Origin of the sequence: Streptomyces mexicanus, assembly GCF_902506575.1 — a bacterium.
Lineage (GTDB): Bacteria > Actinomycetota > Actinomycetes > Streptomycetales > Streptomycetaceae > Streptomyces > Streptomyces mexicanus.
The window spans coordinates 4,259,568-4,277,048 of sequence record NZ_LR732544.1; the positions used below are offsets into that span (position 1 = coordinate 4,259,568).

General features: G+C 71.5%; 16 protein-coding genes and 1 pseudogene. 10 read left to right on the forward strand and 7 right to left on the reverse strand.

Going from position 1 to position 17,481, the window contains the following annotated elements; all coding sequences use genetic code 11:
- Positions 1-117 precede the first annotated feature (117 nt).
- Positions 118-348, reverse strand: a complete 231-nt coding sequence (locus GV126_RS19075) for a hypothetical protein (RefSeq protein WP_159668300.1) — start codon at positions 346-348, stop codon at positions 118-120.
- A gap of 330 nt (positions 349-678) precedes the next feature.
- On the opposite strand from GV126_RS19075, the gene GV126_RS19080 reads away from it, so the two are divergent.
- Complete coding sequence (locus GV126_RS19080; RefSeq protein ID WP_159668303.1) at positions 679-2,640, forward strand: AMP-dependent synthetase/ligase; 1,962 nt, start codon at positions 679-681, stop codon at positions 2,638-2,640.
- A gap of 29 nt (positions 2,641-2,669) precedes the next feature.
- On the opposite strand, the pseudogene GV126_RS19085 reads toward GV126_RS19080, so the two are convergent.
- Positions 2,670-3,387 (reverse strand): annotated as a pseudogene (locus GV126_RS19085) (class I SAM-dependent DNA methyltransferase).
- A 211-nt stretch (positions 3,388-3,598) separates the two neighbouring features.
- Entirely contained in the window at positions 3,599-3,802 is a 204-nt protein-coding gene (locus GV126_RS19090; RefSeq protein WP_004984723.1) for a cold-shock protein, read from the reverse strand.
- Between the two features lie 361 nt (positions 3,803-4,163).
- Here GV126_RS19090 and GV126_RS19095 point away from each other — a divergent pair, with 361 nt between their 5' ends.
- From GV126_RS19095 to GV126_RS19105, 3 genes are all read left to right on the forward strand, one after another.
- Positions 4,164-5,012 carry a menaquinone biosynthetic enzyme MqnA/MqnD family protein gene (locus GV126_RS19095; RefSeq protein WP_159668306.1) on the forward strand — a complete coding sequence of 283 codons (849 nt, stop codon included), beginning with the start codon at positions 4,164-4,166 and terminating at the stop codon, positions 5,010-5,012.
- Between the two features lie 233 nt (positions 5,013-5,245).
- Positions 5,246-6,445 (forward strand): cyclic dehypoxanthinyl futalosine synthase, encoded by a 1,200-nt coding sequence (mqnC, locus tag GV126_RS19100; RefSeq protein ID WP_159668309.1) that lies wholly within the window; start codon positions 5,246-5,248, stop codon positions 6,443-6,445.
- 11 nt (positions 6,446-6,456) lie between these two features.
- Positions 6,457-6,903: an imidazolonepropionase-like domain-containing protein gene (locus tag GV126_RS19105; protein ID WP_159668312.1), complete on the forward strand. Its 447-nt coding sequence runs from the start codon at positions 6,457-6,459 to the stop codon at positions 6,901-6,903.
- Between the two features lie 56 nt (positions 6,904-6,959).
- On the opposite strand, the gene GV126_RS19110 is transcribed toward GV126_RS19105, so the two are convergent.
- Entirely contained in the window at positions 6,960-7,997 is a 1,038-nt protein-coding gene (locus GV126_RS19110) for a chitinase (RefSeq protein ID WP_159668315.1), read from the reverse strand.
- 227 nt (positions 7,998-8,224) lie between these two features.
- On the opposite strand from GV126_RS19110, the gene GV126_RS19115 reads away from it, so the two are divergent.
- From GV126_RS19115 to GV126_RS19130, 4 genes are read left to right on the forward strand one after another with little or no spacing between them, the layout of a single operon-like run.
- Entirely contained in the window at positions 8,225-8,572 is a 348-nt protein-coding gene (locus GV126_RS19115; RefSeq protein ID WP_159668318.1) for a hypothetical protein, read from the forward strand.
- Positions 8,569-10,902, forward strand: a complete 2,334-nt coding sequence (locus GV126_RS19120) for a bifunctional polysaccharide deacetylase/glycosyltransferase family 2 protein (protein ID WP_159668321.1) — start codon at positions 8,569-8,571, stop codon at positions 10,900-10,902. The genes GV126_RS19115 and GV126_RS19120 overlap by 4 nt, the downstream gene beginning before the upstream one ends.
- Positions 10,902-12,053, forward strand: coding sequence for an acyltransferase family protein (locus tag GV126_RS19125; protein WP_159668324.1), 1,152 nt, complete (start codon positions 10,902-10,904; stop codon positions 12,051-12,053). The genes GV126_RS19120 and GV126_RS19125 overlap by 1 nt, the downstream gene beginning before the upstream one ends.
- 30 nt (positions 12,054-12,083) lie before the next feature.
- Entirely contained in the window at positions 12,084-12,776 is a 693-nt protein-coding gene (locus GV126_RS19130) for a demethylmenaquinone methyltransferase (RefSeq protein ID WP_159668327.1), read from the forward strand.
- Between the two features lie 44 nt (positions 12,777-12,820).
- Here the strand turns inward: GV126_RS19130 and GV126_RS19135 are convergent, their stop codons facing one another.
- Together GV126_RS19135 and GV126_RS19140 are read right to left on the reverse strand one after the other, a co-directional pair.
- Positions 12,821-13,102 (reverse strand): PASTA domain-containing protein, encoded by a 282-nt coding sequence (locus tag GV126_RS19135; RefSeq protein WP_236570275.1) that lies wholly within the window; start codon positions 13,100-13,102, stop codon positions 12,821-12,823.
- Between the two features lie 147 nt (positions 13,103-13,249).
- Positions 13,250-13,774: a GNAT family N-acetyltransferase gene (locus GV126_RS19140; protein WP_159668331.1), complete on the reverse strand. Its 525-nt coding sequence runs from the start codon at positions 13,772-13,774 to the stop codon at positions 13,250-13,252.
- A 97-nt stretch (positions 13,775-13,871) separates the two neighbouring features.
- Here GV126_RS19140 and GV126_RS19145 point away from each other — a divergent pair, with 97 nt between their 5' ends.
- A complete protein-coding gene (locus GV126_RS19145) occupies positions 13,872-15,164 on the forward strand; it encodes a geranylgeranyl reductase family protein (RefSeq protein ID WP_159668334.1) in 1,293 nt (430 codons plus the stop codon).
- Positions 15,165-15,377: 213 nt separating this feature from the next.
- Here GV126_RS19145 and GV126_RS19150 read toward each other — a convergent pair whose 3' ends face one another.
- Positions 15,378-16,232 (reverse strand): C40 family peptidase, encoded by an 855-nt coding sequence (locus GV126_RS19150; protein ID WP_159668337.1) that lies wholly within the window; start codon positions 16,230-16,232, stop codon positions 15,378-15,380.
- 876 nt (positions 16,233-17,108) lie between these two features.
- On the opposite strand from GV126_RS19150, the gene GV126_RS19155 reads away from it, so the two are divergent.
- Entirely contained in the window at positions 17,109-17,468 is a 360-nt protein-coding gene (locus tag GV126_RS19155) for an NADH-quinone oxidoreductase subunit A (protein ID WP_007383963.1), read from the forward strand.
- Positions 17,469-17,481 lie beyond the last annotated feature (13 nt).

A 17,481-nucleotide genomic window follows, 5' to 3' on the forward strand; every position in this document is an offset into this window, starting at 1 on the left:
GAGCGCGGGACGTGCCGGCCGCGGGCGCACCTCGCCCACCACATGGGTCCGCCGCTCGTCGGCCGAGCGCAGCGCGAAGCGGCCGGTGCTGCTGCGGGTCGGTGCCGGTCATGGTCCTCACGCCCCCAGCAGGCTCTGCCCGCAGACGCGGACGGCCTGGTCGTTGACCGCGCCCAAGGCCGGGTGGGCGAGCCGGGCGGTGGTCTCGGCGACGTCCACGGGCAGCCCCGGACCGACCGGGACGGACGCGGGGCCGAGGGCGGAGGTGCCCGCGGTCAGGTGGAGCACCGAGCCGTCCGGCACGACCCGGTCGGGCGACCGGTGCCGGTGAAGCTGAGTCGACGTCACCCATGTGAGCGTAGGCGATTCCCGCCTGCGCTCGACCGCCGGCGGGCGCGGCGATCCCTCACACGCGTCCGTGAGCTTGGCGTCCGAACGCCGGCGTGCAGGGCCCGACTTCGAAACTCGCCGGCATGCGCACAGTCCCGGCTCCGGAGCATCGCGCGATCCGCCCCGAACCCGCACGGAGTGTCCACGTGCGCGCCGTACGATCCCGCTTGCAACCGGCGGTAACACTCCAAGGCCCGCACAGCCGCGCACCACCGGTGAACGAATCGATACGCACGGCGCGTACCCATGCAGCACAGCCGTACGCAGCTGCAGGCCCCAGGAGCTGCCATGCCCATCTCGTACTCGTCCTCGTCGCCGTCCTCCGCCCCGGTGCCGCCCGCCCCGGAGGGCGACTACGACTACGACCCCGCCGCCGGACCCGCGCTCGTCGCCCCGCAGCCCCGGCGGCGGGACGGCGCCGTGCGCGAGGCGTACGTGCCGCCGCTGGTGGCCCAGGTCACGCACGGCTCCCTGGCCGACCTGCCGTTCGAGAACGCCCAGGCGGACCCCGGCCGTCCCGTCCTCAGCCGCCGCGGCGCGGACGGGCAGTGGACGCACGTGACGGCCGCCGAGTTCGCCGCGCAGGTCCTCGCCCTGGCCAAGGGGCTGATCGCGGAGGGGCTGGTCCCCGGCGACCGGATCGCGGTCATGGCGCGCACGACCTACGAGTGGACGCTGCTCGACTTCGCCGCGTGGGCGGCGGGCCTGGTCAGCGTCCCCGTCTACCCCACCTCCTCCCTCTTCCAGACCCGCTGGATCCTCCAGGACTCCGGCGCGGTCGCCCTGGTCACCGAGACCACCGGCCAGGCGGCGGCCCTCGGCCCCGAACGCGAGCGACTGCTGGACCTGCGCCACCTGTGGGTCATGGACCAGGACCACCTGGACCGGCTGGCGGAGCGCGGCGCGCGCGTCCCGGACCAGGAGGTCGAGGTGCGCCGGGGCGTCCTGGGCCCCGACACCCTCGCCACGCTCGTCTACACCTCCGGCACCACCGGCCGCCCCAAGGGCTGCGCCCTGACCCACGGCAACTTCCTCGCCGAGGTCGACAACGCCGTCGAACTCCTCCACCCGGTGTTCAAGGGCAAGCCCGGCGAGGAACCGGCGACGCTGCTCTTCCTGCCGCTGTCGCACGTCTTCGGCCGGATGGTGGCCGTAGCCTGCGTCCGCGCCGGCGTGCGCCTCGGGCACGCGCCGAGCCTGAAGGCGGAGGACCTGCTCGCCGATCTCGCGAGCTTCCGGCCGACCTTCCTGCTGGCCATCCCGTACATGCTGGAGAAGATCTACAACAACGCCCGGGCGACGGCCGAGCGCGGCGGCCGGGCCGCCTCCTTCGACCGCGCGGCCGGGGTGGCCCGCCGCTACGCCGAGGCCGTCGAGGCCCGCCGGCACGGCACGGGCCCCGGCCCCGGCAGCGCCCTGAAGGCGGCCCGCGCCGTGTTCGACCCGCTCGTCTACCGCCGCATCCGCGGCGCCCTCGGCGGCCGGCTGCGCCACGTCATCTGCGGCGGCTCGCCGCTGGGCCGGCGCCTGGCCGCCTTCTACACCGGGGCGGGCATCGCCGTCTACGAGGGCTACGGCCTGACGGAGACGACGGGCGCGGCGACCGTCACGCCCCCGCACCGGCCCCGCCTGGGCACGGTCGGCTGGCCGCTGCCGGGCACCCGGGTGCGCATCGCCGCGGACGGCGAGGTGCTGCTCAGCGGCGGCCAGGTGTTCCGCGGGTACTGGGACCCCCACGCCGGCGGCGTCGCCCCGGCGACGTACGACGGCTGGTTCCCGACCGGCGACATCGGCCGCCTGGACGACGACGGCTATCTGACGATCACCGGCCGGAAGAAGGAGATCCTGATCACCGCGGGCGGCAAGAACGTGGCCCCGGCCCCGCTGGAGAACTGGCTGCGCTCCCACCCCCTGATCTCCCAGTGCATGGTGCTGGGCGACGGCCGCCCCTACGTCTCGGCGCTGATCACCCTGGATCCGGAGGGCCTCACCCACTGGCGCCGCATGAACGGCAAGCATCCGGTGCCGCCCGAACTGCTGGTGGACGACCCGGAGCTGACGGCCGTGCTGCAGCGCGCGGTGGACGAGGCCAACAAGCTGGTCTCCCGCCCCGAGTCGATCCGCCGCTTCGCCGTCCTCCCCGTGGACTTCACCGAGGAGGCCGGGCACCTGACGCCGTCGATGAAGCTCCGGCGCGAGGTGATCCTGCGGGACTTCGCCCGGCAGGTGGAGGGGCTGTACGCGGACTGAGTCCGGGCCGGGGCCGGGGAGGCCGCGGCTCAGCCCGTGGCCGTGGCACCGCTCGCGGAGGGGACCGCGGGCTCGCTCGTGGCGGGCGGCTTGCGGGCGGTGAGGAAGGCCTGCGGAGCGGACTCGCCGAGTCTCGTCCGGCTCGCGTACCAGCCGGGCTTGCACGGTGAAGCCGGCCGCGGTCAGCAGCTCCTCGATCCGCTCGGGGCGGCGCCGCTGGAAGTCGAGGGTGACCGGGCGGCCGAAGGGCCGCTCCAGGCGGAGCGGGGCGTCACCGGCCTGGAAGGCCACCAGGAGCCGGCCGCCCGGCGCGAGGATCCGGTGGAACTCGGCGAACAGGTCCGGCAACCGGTCCCCGGGCGTGTGGATGGACGAGTACCAGGACAGGGCGCCGGCGAGCGCGCCGTCGGCGAGGTCCAGCTCCAGGATGGAGCCCTGCTCGAAGCGCAGGTGCGGGTTCTCCCGGCGGGCGACGGCGAGCATCGACGCGGACAGGTCCACGCCGAACACGGGCAGGCCGAGCCGGTCCAGCAGGGCGGTGACCCGCCCGGGGCCGCAGCCGAGGTCGGCCACCTCGCCGTCGAGCCCGTCCCCGGCGACGAGTTCGGCGAAGGCCGTGAGCACGGCCCGCTCCAGCGGCCGGGGCTTCAGGTCCCCCCGGAAGTGCTCGGCGTAGTCCTCGGCGATGGCGTCGTAGAAGGCGCGGGTGGTGCGCAGGAAGTCGGTGGCTTCGGCGGTGTCCGTCATGGGCGCGCACCCTAGCGGCGGCCACTGACAATGCCGCCGGGCGCGCATCACCGCACGTAAGCGAAATGGCCGAAAGTGTTCGCCGGAAATTCACCGGAGGGACGCCGTGACCCACGGCGTCCTCGCCCGTACAAAGGGCAGGAGCCCCGTCGCCGGTCGGCTCGGGGCTCCTTGGGTACTGCACTCAGATCTGGTACTGCGCGAGGTTCGCTCAGACCGGGGTGACGTTCTCCGCCTGCGGGCCCTTCGGGCCCTGCGTCACGTCGAAGCTCACCTGCTGGTTCTCTTCGAGAGAGCGGAAACCGGTCGCGTTGATCGCGGAGTAGTGGACGAAGACATCGGGGCCTCCGCCTTCCTGGGCGATGAAGCCAAAGCCCTTTTCGGCGTTGAACCACTTCACGGTTCCGGTAGCCATAAGCCCTCCTTGGGCCCAAAGGGTCGCCCTGCTCCAGAACCTGCAAATGTGGAAACGAAATCGCCGCACAACTGCATACGTCTGAAAACGACCAGAGCCCGCGGTCACATGCTCCGCAGGCTCTGTACTGCAAGGGAAACCAAAACTGCAACTTGCTGTGAGCGTAGCATGCGGGCCGCGGAATGCAAGAGGGATCAAGATCACGTCACCCGGATGTTTGAAGGCTCTGGGGAGAGGTTGACGCGGCGGAATCGGGAGAAGAAGGCTGACGAGGCGGCCGAGCGGGTGACAGGGGGGTGCGCGGGCGGCCGCGCGAGGGCCCGGAGGCGGGCGCGGGCGAGCCGGGGTCTAGTCTCGCGATGTGGACAATTCTCGCACCCGGCCGCGTGTCGGCCACATTCAGTTCCTCAACTGCCTGCCTCTGTACTGGGGGCTCGCGAGAACGGGCACGCTGCTCGACTTCGAGCTGACCAAGGACACCCCGGAGAAGCTCAGCGAGCAGCTGGTGCGGGGCGACCTCGACATCGGTCCGATCACCCTCGTCGAGTTCCTCAAGCACGCGGACGACCTGGTCGCCTTCCCCGACATCGCGGTCGGCTGCGACGGCGACGTCATGTCCTGCGTGATCGTCTCCCAGGTCCCGCTGGACCGCCTCGACGGCGCCCGCGTCGCCCTCGGCTCGACCTCCCGCACCTCCGTCCGCCTGGCCCAGCTGCTGCTCGCCGAGCGGTTCGGCGTGGCGCCGGACTACTACACCTGCCCGCCCGACCTGGGCCTGATGATGCGCGAGGCGGAGGCCGCGGTGCTCATCGGCGACGCGGCCCTGCGCGCCAACCTCCACGACGGCCCCCGCTACGGCCTGGCCGTGCACGACCTCGGCCGGCTGTGGAAGGAGTGGACGGGCCTGCCCTTCGTCTTCGCGGTCTGGGCGGCGCGCCGCGACTACTTCGAGCGGGAGCCCGCCATCACCCGCCAGGTGCACGAGGCGTTCCTGGCCTCGCGCAACCTCTCCCTGGAGGAGGTCGGCAAGGTCGCCGAGCAGGCGGCCCGCTGGGAGGCGTTCGACGAGAAGGTGCTGGAGCAGTACTTCACCACCCTCGACTTCAGCTTCGGCGCCCCGCAGCTGTCCGCGGTCGCGGAGTTCGCCCGGCGGGTCGGGCCGACCACCGGCTTCCCGGCGGATGTGAAGGTGGACCTGCTGCAACCGTAGGGACGGGGCTCGACAACGCCACGCCCGCCTACGGGCCGCCGTAGGGGCCCGACCACGCCGCCCCCGCCCCCGGGCAGCCGGGGGCGGCACAGGAACACCGCGGCACCGCAGTGCCCTTGGCCGGACCCGGCCTGACGTCGGCTCGGCAGACGCCCTGGCGTAGGCTGGCCGGGTCCGTCCACAACCCTTACGAACCCAGCGAAATCCAGCGAAATCCAGTGAAGGGGACGCCGGTGACCGAGAAGGCCGACCTCCAGCCCGTTCTCGACCGTGCCGCCGCGGGCGGGCGGATCACCCCCGAGGAAGCCCTCGACCTGTACCGCCACGCCCCGCTGCACGCGCTGGGTGCCGCCGCCGACGCCGCGCGCCGCCTGAAGTACGCCGGCACCGAGCACATCGCGACGTACATCATCGAGCGCAACATCAACTACACGAACGTGTGCGTCACGGCGTGCAAGTTCTGCGCCTTCTACGCGGCCCCCAAGGACACCGAGAAGGGCTGGAGCCGGGACCTGGACGACATCCTGCGGCGCTGCGCGGAGACCGTGGAGCTGGGCGGCACGCAGATCATGTTCCAGGGCGGCCACCACCCGGACTACGGCGTGGAGTACTACGAGCGCGCCTTCCGCGCCATCAAGGAGGCGTTCCCGCAGCTGGTCATCCACTCGCTGGGCGCCTCCGAGGTCGAGCACATGGCCCGGATCTCCGGTGTGTCGGTGGAGGAGGCCATCACCCGCATCCACGAGGCCGGCCTGGACTCCTTCGCGGGCGCCGGCGCCGAACTCCTGCCCGAGCGGCCCCGCAAGGCCATCGCCCCGCTGAAGGAGTCCGGCGAGCGCTGGCTGGAGATCATGGAGACCGCGCACCGGCTGGGCGTGGAGTCCACCTCCACGATGCTGATGGGCACCGGCGAGACGAACGCCGAGCGGATCGAGCACCTGCGGATGATCCGGGACGTCCAGGACCGCACGGGCGGCTTCCGCGCGTTCATCCCGTACACCTACCAGCCGGAGAACAACCACCTCAAGGGCCGCACCCAGGCGACCCTCTTCGAGTACCTGCGGATGATCGCGATCGCCCGCCTCTTCCTGGACAACGTCATGCACATCCAGGGCTCCTGGCTGACCACCGGCAAGGACGTCGGCCAGCTGACCCTGCACTACGGCGCCGACGACCTCGGCTCGATCATGCTGGAGGAGAACGTGGTCTCCTCCGCCGGCGCCAAGCACCGCTCCAACCGCATGGAGATCATCGACCTGATCCGCAAGGCGGGCCGGGTCCCGGCGCAGCGCTCCACGACGTACGAGCACCTCGTGGTGCACGACGACCCGGCGAACGACCCGGTCGACGACCGCGTGATGTCCCACATCTCCTCCACCGCCATCGAGGGCGGGACCGCGCACCCGGAACTGAAGCTGCTCGCTTCGAACTGAAGGCCCGTCGCATGCTGACGATCCACCTGGCGGACGAGGTCCGCCGCGCGTGGGACGCCGCGCCGCTGGTGGAGGGCGCCGTCGCCGTGGAGGGCACCCGGATCGCGGCCGTGGGCACGCCCGCCGAACTGCGGGAGCGGTTCCCGGGGGCGCGGGAGCGGCGGTGGCCCGGGGTGCTCGGGCCCGCCCGGGTGCACGAGGGGCCGCTGCCCGCGGCACCCAGCCCGCGCGAGCGCGTCCACGCGGTGCTCAAGCTCGGCGCGGCGGCCGTCCTGGCTCCGTGCCTGGACACGCCCGAACTGCGGGCGGCTGCCCTGCGCAACGACGTCGCCGTGCTCCCGGCCGCCCGGCCCGCGGCCCTGGAGCCGGGCGGGCGCGCGGACCTCGCCGTGTTCGACGCGGACGGCGCCTGCCTCGCGACCGTGTGCGTGGGCCGCCTGGTCCACCGCCGCCGCTGAGCCGTCGCCGGGTCACCTCCGGGTCATGGGCGGCGCACTGTCAGCTCAGTGCCGGCTCACTCCGCGAAGGCCGCGGCGAACGCCCCCGCGCTCTGGGACACCCCGCTGCAGTCGGTGGCCGCGTCGTCCTGCGCCGACTCGCCCTTCCGGCACGGCCGGTCGCGGAAGGCCGACCACATCGACACCCAGGCGATCTTCTTCTCCTCGGCGAAGGCGCGCACCTGGGTGGCGTCGGAGAGCGTGAAGGTCTCCCCGGCGACGTCGTTGACGCCGATCATCGAGGTGAGCGCCATGCCCTGCCAGGTGGCCGCGTCCGACAGGCCGAAGACCTTCTTCAGCTGGGCGTGGGCGGCGTTCGCGGCGGTGATCGCGTAGGCGCCCATGTCGCCGGTGTACGACTCGCCGTAGTTCATGGTCATCAGGTCGACCGTGGAGACCCGCACGTCGTAGGTGTTCGCGGACTCCAGCAGGGCCACGCCATCGTCGTCCAGCCCGGAGGGCATCACGGGCAGCGTGAAGGAGACCGTCAGGTCTGGGCGCTGTTGCTGCAGTTGCCGGATGGCCTGCGAGCGCAGGGCGACGGAGGCGGAGTCGGTCAGCTCGTCGCCCTCGATGTCGAAGTCCGCCTGCTCGGCGCCGGCCGCGTCCAGGGCCCGGCCGTACGCCTTCGCCAGCGCCGAGACGCTGCCGCAGGTCGCCGCCAGCTCCTTGCCGGAGGCGCCGCCGAAGGAGACGCGCACGGTGGCGCCGGACTTCTTCAACGCGTCGATCCGGTTTTTCACCGCCGAGTCGCCGATGGCGTAGGTGCCGTTCCACTTCGGTGTGCACGTGCTGCCGTCGGAAATGACGAAAGCCAGGTTGTACGTCGTCGGGGAGCCCGCGGAATCGGTGTCGGACGCCGTGGTGGCGCTGACGTAGGGCGCGTACGACGTACGCGACGCCTTCCCGGTGGCCTGCGGTGACGCCGCTCTCCCGGTGGCCGGCGGCGCGGCGTCCAAGGAGCCCGCCGAGCCGCCCGAGCCCGCCGAGCAGCCCGTGACCGTCAGGGCGAACAGGCAGGTCAGACCGGCCGTCTTCGTCAGCAGACTCCTCATGGCGCATGCACCCAGCTCTCGTGCTGTCCGTCGCGGCGCGAGGGCGGCCCCCGGCCGAAACAAACGGGATTTCGGGCTGGAAATGTCTCACACCGATCTGGGAGTTCGGGCCGCGAGAACGGTCCTGGTCGAATTTCATGGCAAAGAGACAGGTTTCCGTTCCTTTCATGGGCGGTTCACAAGGAACGCGGAGGTGAGGACAAAAAAGCGTGCCTAATGTGCGGGGAATGCAACACGAGCCTGCCAATTCCGTCATCGAGGCCGGCGCCGCGACGCGCGGGCGCCGCCGCCGGCGCGGCGCCGGTGCCACCGAGGGACCCGTGTTCGTCGACGCCTCCGGACGCCGGTCGAAGGTGCTGCGCCGGATCGGCCTCCTCGTCGGTGTCGCGTGTCTGGCGTACGCGGTCGTGCTCGGCGCGGCCTTCATGGGCTGGGGGACCTCGCTGAACCCGTCCTCGCTGCTGCCCTTCCGCAGCGACGCCAAGACCCCCGGCGGCCAGGTCGGCCAGGCCGGCCGGAACGGGGAGGGGCCCGGCGGCACCGGACCCCAGGACGGAGCCGAGCCGCGGCCATGACCACGACGACGCCTTCCCGGGGCCGCCGCCGCGCCCCCACCCGGATCGAACGGGCGGCGGGCAGGGCCGCGGCCCTGCAACGGCCCCGTGTCATCCTCGCCCTGCTGCTCCTGCTGGCGCTGACCTGCGCCCTGCTGCTCGACGGCTATCTGCGCGCCGAGGTCGGCGGTGACGAACGGGTGCGCACCGGCGCCAGTGCCGACAAGGTGCCCGACAAGGTGCTGAACGGCGGCCCGATCCTCACCTTCCAGGGCGGCCGGGCCACCACGGTCTCCGCGCCCGCCAAGACGATCGCCCTGACCTTCGACGACGGCCCGGATCCCACCTGGACCCCGCAGGTGCTGAAGGTTCTCGCGGAGAACGACGTGCCCGGCACGTTCTTCCTGGTGGGCTCGATGGTCTCGCGCCACCCGGGCATCGTGCGGACGATGGTCGAGCAGGGCAACGAGGTCGGCATCCACACCTTCACGCACGTCGACCTGTCGTACCAGAGCGCCGGGCGGATCAAGCGCGAGATGGAGCAGACCCAGCTCGCCCTCGCCGGCGCGGCCGGCATCACCACCACGCTGTTCCGGGCGCCGTACTCCTCGGAGACGGACGCCATCGACAACTACAGCTGGCCCGTCTACCGAAAGCTCGGCGAGGACGGCTACACCAGCGTCTTCGTCGACACCGACAGCGACGACTGGAAGCGGCCGGGCGTCTCGAAGATCGTCCAGTGGGCGACCCCGAAGTCCACCGACGGCGCCGTGGTGCTGTTCCACGACGCGGGCGGCGACCGGGCGCAGACCATCAAGGCGCTGCCGCAGTACATCAAGAAGATGAAGGCGAAGGGCTACACCTTCACCACCATCAGCGGGGTCATGGAGAAGCAGCGGGCCGCCTCCCGGCCGGACGGCGCCTCCGCCACCGCCCCGTCCGCTGCCGCGCCCTCCGCCACCCCGTCCTCCGCCGCCGCGCCCTCTGCTTCCACCGGCGTGGCGTCCCGCGGCCGCGACATCCCGGCCGACCCCGCCACCGCGGCCGGCTCCGGCCGGCAGGCCGCCCACCACAAGGCCACCGGCACCACCCTCTACGAGGGCAAGGCGCTGATCTGGGCCGTCGCCGTCGCCGAGTGGACCGTGCCCGCGCTCTCGGCGGGGCTGGTCGTCGTGGGCGTCGCGGTCATGGGCCGCTTCGCGATGATGCTCGTCCTCGCCCGGCGCCACCACAAGCAGCGCACCGGACGCCGCTTCAGCTGGGGCCCACCGGTCACCCGCCCGGTCAGCGTGATCGTCCCGGCGTACAACGAGAAGGAGTGCATCGCGGCCACCCTCACCTCGCTGGCCCGCAGCACCCACCCCATCGAGATCATCGTCGTCGACGACGGCTCCACCGACGGCACCGCCGACATCGCCGAGTCCCTGGGCCTGCCGGGCGTCCGGGTGATCCGCCAGGAGAACGCGGGCAAGCCGGCCGCCCTCAACAACGGCGTGCGCCACGCCCGCAACGACATCGTGGTGATGATGGACGGCGACACCGTCTTCGAGCCCGACACGGTACGGCACCTGGTGCAGCCCTTCGCCGACCCGTCGGTCGGCGCCGTGGCCGGCAACGCCAAGGTCGGCAACCGCACCACCCTCATCGGCGCCTGGCAGCACATCGAGTACGTGATGGGCTTCAACCTCGACCGGCGCATGTACGACCTGCTGCGCTGCATGCCGACGATCCCCGGCGCCATCGGCGCGTTCCGGCGCGAGGCGGTGCTGCAGGTGGGCGGCATGAGCGAGGACACCCTCGCCGAGGACACCGACATCACCATCGCCCTGCACCGGGCCGGCTGGCGCGTGGTCTACCAGGAGCACGCGCGGGCCTGGACGGAGGCGCCGGGCTCCCTGAAGCAGCTGTGGTCCCAGCGCTACCGCTGGTCCTACGGCACGATGCAGGCGCTGTGGAAGCACCGCGGGTCGCTGACGGACCGGGGCCCCTCGGGCCGGTTCGGCCGGGTCGGCCTGCCCCTGGTGGTGCTCTTCCAGGTCGTCACGCCCGTCTTCGCACCCCTCATCGACGTGTTCACGATCTACTCGATGCTCTTCATCGACTTCCGGGCGGCGCTGCTCGCCTGGCTGGCGGTGCTGGGCGTGCAACTGCTGTGCGCGGCCTACGCCTTCCGCCTGGACCGGGAGAAGTACCGGTACCTGCTGATGATGCCGCTGCAGCAGCTGGCGTACCGGCAGATGATGTACCTGGTCCTCATCCACTCCTGCATCACCGCCCTGACCGGCGGCCGGCTGCGCTGGCAGAAGCTGAAGCGCACCGGTGAGGTCGGCGCCTCGGCCGGGGTGCGGTGATGGGGGCGCACAGCAAGGGGGCGGTGCGGACGGGGCCGGTGGCGGACCCCGCCGAGCTGCCCCGCGCGCAGGCGCCGCGTCCGGCCGGCCGGGACCGCTACTTCGACGCCCTGCGCGCGCTCGCCCTCGTCCGGGTCGTGGCGTACCACACCTTCGGCTGGGCGTGGGCGGGGCTGGTCTTCCCCTCCATGGGCGTCATGTTCGGCCTGGCCGGCACGCTGATGGCCAAGTCCCTGGAGCGGCCCGCCCTGAAGGTGCTGAGGAGCCGCCTGCGCCGGCTGCTGCCGCCGTTCTGGTTCTGGGGCCTGTTCGTGGTGACGGCGATGCTGGTGCACGGCTGGATGCCGGGCCGGCAGATCGTGTTCTGGGTGGTGCCGCTGGGCGACCCGCCGGGCAGCGCGTGGGCGGAGCAGGCCTGGGAGATCCTGTGGTACCTGCGCACCTACCTGTGGTTCGTCCTGCTCTCCCCGGTGCTGCTGTGGGTCTTCCGCCGCGCCCCGCGGACCGTCCTGCCGCTGTCCCTCGTCCCGATCCTCCTCCTCACCTTCTGGCGAAACGCCCCCGACAACCGCTTCGGCACCGCCCTGGAGGACCTGTCGACCTACCTGACCTGCTGGCTGCTGGGCTTCGCGCACCGCGACGGGGTGCTCGGGCGGATCCGGCCGGCCGTGCTGGTCCTGCCGTCGCTCGCCGCCATGGCCTGCGGCGGCTGGTACGCCTTCGCCCACCGGGCCGACGCCGGGACGTACGACCTCGACGAGATCCCGCTCGCGCAGGCGTTGTGGTCGGCGGGGTTCGTCGCGCTGCTGATGTACGCGAAGGCGTACCTCGGCACGGACTTCGCCTGGCTCGCCCGTCCCCGCGCTCGGCTCCGCTCGCGCGGGGGGACCCTCATCCGCCGGCTGGACCGGCTGGTCACCGTCTTCAACGCGCGCGCCGTGACGATCTACCTCTGGCACGAGATCGCGCTGATCCTGGCGGTGCCGCTGATCGACCTGATGTGGGACGTGCCGGCCTTCGAGACGTACCTGCCGCTGGGCAGCCAGTGGTTCCTGTTCGGCGTCGGCTGGGTGCTCATCGCCGCGTTCGTGCTGCTGTGCGGATGGGTGGAGGACGTGGCCGGGCGGAAGAAGCCGAGGCTGCTGCCGTGACGCCGCGCCCCCTCCTGCCACAATGGCACCGTGACCCGCGCATCCCTGGAGAAGCAGCCGCACGAAGTCGCCTCGATGTTCGACGGCGTGGCGGAACGGTACGACCTGACCAACGACGTGCTGTCCCTGGGGCAGGACCGGCGGTGGCGCAAGGAGGTCGCCAGAGCGGTCGACGCCCGCCCGGCGCAGAAGGTCCTCGACCTCGCCGCCGGCACGGCCACCTCCTCGCTGCCCTTCACCCGCGCCGGCGCCTACGTCGTGCCCTGCGACTTCTCGCTCGGCATGCTCCAGGTCGGCAAGCGGCGGCACACCTGGCTGCCGTTCACGGCCGGCGACGCCACCCGGCTGCCGTTCAAGGACGACACCTTCGACGCGGTCACCATCTCCTTCGGGCTGCGCAACGTCCAGGACTTCGACGCGGCGCTGCGCGAGATGCACCGGGTGACCCGGCCCGGCGGACGCGTGGTGATCTGCGAGTTCTCCCACCCCACCTGGGGGCCCTTCCGCACCGTCTACACGGAGTACCTGATGCGTGCCCTGCCGCCCCTGGCGCGGGCCGTGTCCTCCGCCCCGGACGCCTACGTCTACCTCGCCGAGTCCATCCGCGCCTGGCCCGACCAGCCGGCGCTGGCCGAGCGGCTGCGCGCGGCCGGCTGGTCGAAGGTGGCCTGGCGCAACCTCAGCGGCGGCATCGTGGCCCTGCACCGGGGGTTCAAGGCCTGAGAGCCCCGGCCACCGGGGTCGTGCGGGGCCGGCCGGCGTACCGGTCAGGCCGGGCTGGCGACGTACGGGTCGCCCGGCTCCTGGAGTTCGCGTTGCAGGCCGCCCGAGGGCGGTCCTGGGACGCGCGGCTCGCGGACGCCGCCCGCGCCCTCGCCCGGGCCGAAGTCGAACCAGACGTACACCTTCGAGTCCCGGGGCACCTCGGCCCCGGGCTGCGGGTACTGGCGCACGACGTCCTCGACGACGGTGAGGTGGAAGTCGGGGCGGTCCGGCGCGTCGAGGCACAGGCCCCGCGCCCGGGCGGTCTCCCGCGCGTCCACCGCCATCAGCCCCACCAGGCGCGGCACGCGGACTTCGGGTGTCTTGGGTGTCGGGTACACGGACGTCACCCCCCAGCGGTACCGGCAGGGTAACCGCCGGGGGTGCCACCCGGAAGCGTCGCGTGTCTTTCCGTGACAATCGACGGCGTGTGACTACGGTGTGTCACCGGCCCGCAGGTCGAGCCGGTAGCAGTGGCCCTTCCGCTGCCCCACCGGCGTCACGAACGTCTCGACCAGGCGCATACCGAGCCGCCGGGTGACCGCTATGGACCGCTCGTTGCGGGAGTCCACCATGGCCACCACGCTCGGCACCCCGGCCGCGCGCAGCCGCTCCAGGGTCATCCGGGCGGCGGCCGTGGCGTACCCCCGGCCCCAGTGCGCGCGGCCGAGCCGCCAGCCGATCTCGATCTCGCCGACCGGCCCCCACTGGCCCGGCCACGGCTGGGCGCCCGTGAAGCCGATGACCCGGTCGTCCTCGTCCAGCATCGTCCAGAAGCAGAAGCCGCGTTCGGCGTCGTGCCGGCGCTGGCGGGCGGTCAGCTCCTCGTAGACGGACAGCTCGGCGGACTTGCCGCCGTGGAACTCCATGACCTCCGGATCGTCGAAGATCCGGTGCCAGGCGACGGCGTCCTCGTCGGTGGGAACACGCAGCCGTACCACGGGAAGAGGTCGGTTCACGGGGCAGCCCTTCAGCCGGGTGATCAATCCTGCTGAATAGACTGCCCATGTCCAGTGCCGGTCGGCACGCAGATTTCGAACTTGGGGAGATCCCGCCGTGACCGTCGTGACTGAGCCCCTCTCCGAGAACACCGCCGACGTCATCGTCGTGGGCGCGGGGCCGGCGGGTTCCACCACCGCGTACCACCTCGCGCGTGCCGGACTCGACGTCCTGCTGCTGGAGAAGACCGAGTTCCCGCGCGAGAAGGTGTGCGGCGACGGCCTCACCCCGCGCGCCGTCAAGCAGCTCGTCGCCATGGGCATCGACATCTCCGAGGAGGCCGGCTGGCTGCGCAACAAGGGTCTGCGCATCATCGGCGGCGGCGTGCGGCTCCAGCTGGACTGGCCGGAACTGGCCTCCTTCCCCGACTACGGACTCGTCCGCAAGCGCGACGACTTCGACGAGCAGCTCGCCCGGCAGGCGCAGAAGGCCGGCGCGCGGCTGTTCGAGCGCTGCAACGTCTCCGGGCCGATCGTCGACGACCGCACCGGCCGCATCACCGGCGTGACCGCCAAGCTGGGCGAGGAGAAGCGCGAGGTCACCTTCCACGCGCCGCTCGTCGTCGCCGCCGACGGCAACTCCACCCGGCTGTCCCTGGCGATGGGCCTGCACCGCCGCGAGGACCGCCCGATGGGCGTGGCCGTCCGGACGTACTTCACCTCGCCCCGCCACGACGACGACTACCTGGAGTCCTGGCTGGAGCTGTGGGACCGGCGCGGCCCGCAGGACCGCCTGCTGCCCGGCTACGGCTGGATCTTCGGCATGGGCGACGGCACCTCCAACGTCGGCCTCGGCGTGCTCAACACCTCCGCCTCCTTCAAGGAGCTGGACTGGCGCGAGATCCTCAAGGCCTGGTGCGCCTCCATGCCCGAGGACTGGGGCTACACCCCGGAGAACATGACCGGCCCCATCCGCGGCGCCGCCCTGCCCATGGCCTTCAACCGCCAGCCGCACTACACGCGCGGGCTGCTGCTCGTCGGCGACGCCGGCGGCCTGGTGAACCCCTTCAACGGCGAGGGCATCGCCTACGCCATGGAGTCCGGGCAGCTCGCCGCCGACGTCATCGTCCAGGCGCACGCGCGCGGCACGGCCGCCCGGCGCGAACTCGCCCTCCAGCGCTACCCGCGCATCCTGAAGGACACCTACGGCGGCTACTACACCCTCGGCCGCGCGTTCGTGAAGCTCATCGGCAACCCCAAGGTCATGCAGATCGCCGCCCAGCGCGGCCTGACGCACCCGCTGCTGATGAAGTTCACCCTCAAGCTGCTGGCCAACCTCACCGACCCCACGGGCGGCGACGCCATGGACCGCATCATCAACGGCCTGTCCAAGGTGGCGCCGAAGGCGTGAGAGCGCGCGAGACGCGATGACGTCGGAGGCCGGCTCCCTGGTGAGCCGGCCTCCGACGCGTGGTGCCTCTCGGCCGTGCCGAGCCGTTGGCCGGTGCGCGACGCCCTCAGCCGTGCTGAGCCCCTTCAGCCGTGCTGAGCGCCGCCGGGAACGCCGGAAGGGCCGCTGCCCCCGAGCGGCTGCGGCCCTTCTCTCCGTACGGCTTGCGGGGCCTCAGAGCACCCGCACCGCGCCGGACGGCGGGTCGTACGACAGCGGCCTCTCCACGACGCCCGTGGAGGGGTTCTGCGCGCCGACGAACATACCGTCACCGACGTAGACGGCCACGTGGTACGCGCTGCCCGCGCCACCCCAGTACAGGATGTCGCCCGGCTGCAGGTTCGACAGCGACACCTGGGTGCCCGCGGTCGACTGGTCCTGCGAGACGCGCGGCAGGCTCACGCCGACCTGCTTGAAGGCGGTCTGCACCAGGCCCGAGCAGTCGTACGCCGACGGACCGGTGGCCCCGGAGACGTAGGCCTTGCCGACCTGGGCCTTGACGAAGGAGATGACGGCGGCGACGGAACCGGTCGCGGTGGAGCTGCCGGTGGAGACGGAGGCACTGGCACCGGCACCGGCGCCGGAGGAGGAGTCGGCGCTCACCGACGCGGTCAGGGTGGTCCGCGCGGCGTTGCGCGAGGCGCGCTCGGCGGCGGCCTTGCGGGCGGCCTCCTCGGCCTTCTGCTTCTCGGCCTCGGCCTCGGCCTTCTTCTTCGCCTCGGCCAGGTCCGCCTTGGCCTGCTTGGCGGCCTTCGCGGCGGCCGCGTCACGCTCGGCCTGCAGCTGGTAGTTCGCGGCGGCCTGCTGCGTGGCGTCCGCGGACTGGGCGACCTGAGCGGCCAGGTCGGCCGTGAGGGTGGGCAGTTCGAGCGTCTGGGTGACCGGTTCGGCGGCGTTCGCCGAGGAGGCCGACGCACCCGTCACTGCCAGGGTGCCGAGGACGCCACCGGCAACTCCGGCCCGCATCGCGATTTTCGACGCGCTACGGCGGGGCTTCCGGTGGCTGCGTATGTGAGCGGTGTGGGACATGGGAACAACCGGTACCAGGGGCTCCTTCATATCTTCAAGAAACGTGTGGTGCGCCACATTTGCTCAAAGGAAGCCGTGAAGCCCGGGCGTGTCGGCCTTTATTGACGCCGTAACGGACATTGCGGACGCAGGTGATCATGCCTGTGATCATGGGCTTTCGTTGTTACGCCCGAATTGCCCCGCGCCTACCATCGGTGGGGACCGTTGGCCAAGCCCGGTTCTCATGGCCCTCTCATGAGTGTGGTGGAGGTCACGGAACGGTCACTGCCCTCCCGTGCGTCCGCACGTCCGCCGCCGGCCCTCTGCCCGCCCCGCCGGTGTCGCCGATACGTCCACTCGGGCGACTGAAATCCCTTTTGCCCCTTCCGGCTCTTCAGGCGCAGCGGTCACATCGTTCACCCACGCATCGTTGCGACGCCCTCGCAGGAGCCCGGCGCGGCTTGTGAACGGGTGAACGTGTCCACTTCCCGTGTCGCCGTCCCCCTGATGTGTGAAAGGAAGCCCTATATCAAGGTCTTGACGTCCATCGCCACTTTGCGCCGAACGCTTGTCATCTGATAGTGCACGCCCCTCCCGACCTGCAAAGACGCAGTAAAATGTAACCACTAGTGATCACTCAGGTGCTTCGCGTGCGAAGATCACCGCTCATCCGACTTGATGATCGTTCGTCAGGTGGTGGAGATCACAAAGCTCGTGTAATACCCCGTGTCGCAGATCACAGAGTGTCGGGCATAAGATGCCCTGCAGTTGGGCTTGTGACCTGCTTCACATGTTCCCGATCTTCGCCGGGACCAGCGGGGGTGGTGGGACAGATGAGACGGCCGTGGGTCCACGCAACCGCCAGCAGTCAGTGCCGACTGAGAGGAGCGAGGAGCGGTGAACGCGTATGCGCCCATCCTCGTACTGGGAGCCCTCGGGGCAGGCTTTGCGATCTTCTCCGTGGTCATGGCCACGCTGATCGGACCGAAGCGGTACAACCGCGCCAAGCTCGAGGCCTACGAGTGCGGCATCGAGCCGACCCCCACGCCGGCCGGCGGCGGGCGCTTCCCCATCAAGTACTACCTGACGGCGATGCTCTTCATCGTCTTCGACATCGAGATCGTCTTTCTCTACCCATGGGCGGTCACCTTCGACGCCCTGGGCGTGTTCGGGCTCGTGGAGATGCTGCTCTTCGTGCTCACCGTCTTCGTCGCCTACGCGTACGTGTGGCGGCGCGGCGGCCTGGAATGGGACTGAGGGGCCTTATAAG

Coding starts and splice junctions, on each gene's coding strand:
- GV126_RS19080 (WP_159668303.1), top strand. CDS start 679: ATGCCCATCTCGTACTCGTCCTCGTCGCCGTCCTCCGCCCCGGTGCCG.
- GV126_RS19090 (WP_004984723.1), bottom strand. CDS start 3,802: ATGGCTACCGGAACCGTGAAGTGGTTCAACGCCGAAAAGGGCTTTGGC.
- GV126_RS19105 (WP_159668312.1), top strand. CDS start 6,457: ATGCTGACGATCCACCTGGCGGACGAGGTCCGCCGCGCGTGGGACGCC.
- GV126_RS19110 (WP_159668315.1), bottom strand. CDS start 7,997: ATGAGGAGTCTGCTGACGAAGACGGCCGGTCTGACCTGCCTGTTCGCC.
- GV126_RS19115 (WP_159668318.1), top strand. CDS start 8,225: ATGCAACACGAGCCTGCCAATTCCGTCATCGAGGCCGGCGCCGCGACG.
- GV126_RS19120 (WP_159668321.1), top strand. CDS start 8,569: ATGACCACGACGACGCCTTCCCGGGGCCGCCGCCGCGCCCCCACCCGG.
- GV126_RS19125 (WP_159668324.1), top strand. CDS start 10,902: ATGGGGGCGCACAGCAAGGGGGCGGTGCGGACGGGGCCGGTGGCGGAC.
- GV126_RS19135 (WP_236570275.1), bottom strand. CDS start 13,102: ATGGCGGTGGACGCGCGGGAGACCGCCCGGGCGCGGGGCCTGTGCCTC.
- GV126_RS19150 (WP_159668337.1), bottom strand. CDS start 16,232: ATGTCCCACACCGCTCACATACGCAGCCACCGGAAGCCCCGCCGTAGC.